The organism is Mesorhizobium sp. M7A.T.Ca.US.000.02.2.1, assembly GCF_003996995.1.
GTDB lineage: Bacteria > Pseudomonadota > Alphaproteobacteria > Rhizobiales > Rhizobiaceae > Mesorhizobium.
Map to the genome: position 1 here is coordinate 1 of NZ_RZTT01000591.1, position 2,815 is coordinate 2,815.

The 2,815-nt window shown below is 62.3% G+C and carries 5 protein-coding genes; 2 read left to right on the forward strand and 3 right to left on the reverse strand.

The window, feature by feature from the left end; translation table 11 throughout:
* The first annotated feature begins 202 nt into the window (after positions 1-202).
* Entirely contained in the window at positions 203-751 is a 549-nt protein-coding gene (locus EOD15_RS32110) for an ankyrin repeat domain-containing protein (protein WP_127321538.1), read from the forward strand.
* A 54-nt stretch (positions 752-805) separates the two neighbouring features.
* Here EOD15_RS32110 and EOD15_RS32115 read toward each other — a convergent pair whose 3' ends face one another.
* Both EOD15_RS32115 and EOD15_RS32120 read right to left on the reverse strand, forming a co-directional pair.
* Positions 806-1,333: a gamma carbonic anhydrase family protein gene (locus tag EOD15_RS32115; RefSeq protein ID WP_127291439.1), complete on the reverse strand. Its 528-nt coding sequence runs from the start codon at positions 1,331-1,333 to the stop codon at positions 806-808.
* A 19-nt stretch (positions 1,334-1,352) separates the two neighbouring features.
* The gene (locus tag EOD15_RS32120) at positions 1,353-1,694 is read right to left on the reverse strand and encodes a hypothetical protein (protein WP_127291442.1); all 342 of its coding nucleotides are present in this window, start codon (positions 1,692-1,694) and stop codon (positions 1,353-1,355) included.
* Positions 1,695-1,819: 125 nt separating this feature from the next.
* On the opposite strand from EOD15_RS32120, the gene EOD15_RS32125 reads away from it, so the two are divergent.
* Entirely contained in the window at positions 1,820-2,545 is a 726-nt protein-coding gene (locus EOD15_RS32125; protein WP_127321539.1) for a hypothetical protein, read from the forward strand.
* Positions 2,546-2,610: 65 nt separating this feature from the next.
* Here EOD15_RS32125 and EOD15_RS32130 read toward each other — a convergent pair whose 3' ends face one another.
* Positions 2,611-2,814 carry a DUF3126 family protein gene (locus tag EOD15_RS32130; RefSeq protein WP_013531334.1) on the reverse strand — a complete coding sequence of 68 codons (204 nt, stop codon included), beginning with the start codon at positions 2,812-2,814 and terminating at the stop codon, positions 2,611-2,613.
* Position 2,815 lies beyond the last annotated feature (1 nt).

Consider the following 2,815-nt stretch of genomic DNA (forward strand, 5'->3'; position numbering starts at 1 on the left):
CCCTCCCCGTCCCCAACGACCGGGTGAAAGGAGCCGGCCCCGTCCCCGGGCCGGCTCCGCCATTTCTGGCGGAGACTCGAAAACCAATCAGCCTGCCGTAGGCTGGAAGATCCCAATCTCATTCAGTCGAATCGTCCCGCCTTCCCACGCCCGGAAGATCGGGGCACTATAGGCCGATGGTTTCGCCTTCTGGATCACAGCCATGTTGGAAATCCCGGAAGATCGATGCGAGCGCCATCGCCTGTTCAAGGCTATCGACGATGCCTTCAAGGCCGGCGACTTCGAGGGCCTCGGCGTGGCATTGGGCGGCTCTTCCCGCTGGTTCGACGAGCGCATGCCTTTCGAGCTCGGCCTCGGGCATCCGCTGGAATATGCGATCTATTGGAGCCCCGTCGGCTTCATCTCGTCTTTGCTCGATGCGGGCTCGGATCCGAATTACAGGGATCATGGCGGGTTTCCGTCGATCATTGCGGCGCTGTCCACCGATCGCGCCGATAGGCTGGACATCGTGCGGGTGCTGATCGAAGCTGGCGCCGACCCCAACATGCGGGGCGTCAACGACTGGACTCCGCTGCACTATTCGGTGGCCATCCGCAGTGTCGATGCGATCGGCCTGCTTTTGGCGGCGGGCGCCGACCCGGTGCTCGAAACCCGCATCGATGACTACAGGACCGCGATCGAGGAAGCCGAGATTGCCGGCTTTGAAGGCGGTGCTTCCTTGCTGCGCGATGCGATGGCCGGGCGCAACTGACGGACAGTGAGTTGGGGCGCGACGAAACCACCGCCAGCAAATGCCAGGCTGGCCTCAAACCTTCTTCAACCCCGCCTTGAAGCGCTTGCCGTTGGCGACATAATGCGCCGCCGAGCCGCGTAGCCTTGCCACGGCTGCGTCGTCCAGCACCCTGATTGCCTTGGCAGGTGAACCGACGATCAGCGAATTGTCCGGGAATTCCTTGCCTTCGGTGACGAGCGCACCGGCGCCGACCAGAGAATTTCTGCCGATTTTCGCGCCGTTCAGCACGATGGCGCCCATGCCGATCAGGCTGTTGTCACCGATCGTGCAGCCATGCAGCAAGGCGCGGTGGCCGATCGTGCAGCCTTCCCCGATCGTCAGCGGGAAGCCGGGATCGGTGTGCATGACAGTATGTTCCTGCACATTGGTGTCGGCGCCGATGACGATGGGCTCATTGTCGCCGCGGATGACGGCGCCGAACCAGAAGCCGGCATTGCGTCCGACCCTGACGTCGCCGATCAGCGTCGCATCGGGCGCGATCCAGTTCGAGTCCGCATCGGCGAAGCTGGGCTCTGTTCCATCGATCGCATAAAGCGGCATTTCTGGTCTCCGAATCGTCTCAGCCTGGCAGCTCGGACCCTAGGAGACGGACCGTCCATGAGGCAATGGCAAGCACGACGACGCCCAGCGCCAAGGTCCACGCAATTGCCGTGCAGCCGCAGGACATCAGCGCCAACGTTGAAATGCGGCGCTGACGCCGGGCATCGATGGCATCATTGACCAGCATGAAGGGTCCGGCACAGGCCGTGGCGAGCAGCGAGCGCAAGACATGTGACGGCGACACATAGGGTTCGGTGAAGGCGACCTTGCGGCCCGAAACCAGTTCCATAGCCGATCCGGCCAGCCCGCAGGCCGTCAACCCGACGGCAAAAGCAAAGAGTGTGAGTTCCAGCGGTCCCATCTTAACTTTCCATTTACCATGAAATTGCACAGTCGTTCCACGCAGGCTGCAAGAGCCGTGCCGTACGATGTGTGCCGCCCAGGGACACTGGAGGCGGACGGACGGCCCGAGATCCGAGGACTGAGATGAAGCAGGCAGCGCTCGCCAACGAACTCACTGTGGTCGATTCCAGGCTGATGAAGCGGGTGCTCTACGGATTCGCGGCGCTGGCCCTGCTTTCAGCAGCGATCAGCCTTGCAGGCAAATGGTTTGGCCATTCGATCGCCATGGCCGGATACACCGACGACGCAACGATGCACCAGGTGGTGATCGGCAACAATGTCATCACGGTCCCGGCCAACGCCATCCGTTTCGCCCAGGCCCGGCGCGACGGCATCGCCTCGCGGCTCGACCTCTATCTGCGCTATCCCCAGATGGACGGCTACAGCGAGGCCGCGCGGGATGATTTCAACCATACGGGGACAGCCAAAAGCATCGTCTTTCTGGCCTTCGAACAGCAGATGATGTCGCGTGACATGAGTGGCCGCTTCGCGCCGATCTACAGCGCGTTGATCACCCGACCCGGCATTGCCGGACCTGGCGGCACGATGATTTATGGTTTCAACGAGAAATCAGGCTATCTGAACGAGGTGCTGGTTGTCGGCAATCGCCCCGGCAAGGAGCCGTTTGTGGCCCGTTGCCTGAGCGGACCGAGTGCCGACCAATCACTGGCGCCTTGCGAGCGCGACATCCAGGTCGGCGACGAACTCAGCCTCACCTATCGCTTCCCAAGGGAGTTTCTGGGCGATTGGCAGGCGCTCGACGCGGCAATCGCCACTGAAGCCGGGCGCGTTCTGAAGGCGGGACATTAAGAAAGCCTCGGAAACTCCGGCCGGCCGCATTCGAGGCGGAGCCGGCCGAGCGCAAAATCGCTGGCTCAGGCCAGATCGATGTCGAGGATCGCCATCGAGAAATTGTAGTCGCCGTCGTCCTCGTCCTTGAAGACGATGCCGAGGAATTCGTCGCCGACATAGACCTCGGCCGAATCGTCCTTGCGCGGCCGCGCCTTGACCTCGAGCTTGGGGTTCTGGAAGACGCGCTTGAAATAGGCGTCCAGCTTTCTGATTTCGTCCGGCTTCAAC

What these genes read in the sequence shown, in the direction of transcription:
- EOD15_RS32115 (WP_127291439.1), bottom strand. Translation starts at nt 1,333, where the DNA reads ATGCCGCTTTATGCGATCGATGGAACAGAGCCCAGCTTCGCCGATGCG.
- EOD15_RS32125 (WP_127321539.1), top strand. Translation starts at nt 1,820, where the DNA reads ATGAAGCAGGCAGCGCTCGCCAACGAACTCACTGTGGTCGATTCCAGG.
- EOD15_RS32110 (WP_127321538.1), top strand. Translation starts at nt 203, where the DNA reads ATGTTGGAAATCCCGGAAGATCGATGCGAGCGCCATCGCCTGTTCAAG.
- EOD15_RS32120 (WP_127291442.1), bottom strand. Translation starts at nt 1,694, where the DNA reads ATGGGACCGCTGGAACTCACACTCTTTGCTTTTGCCGTCGGGTTGACG.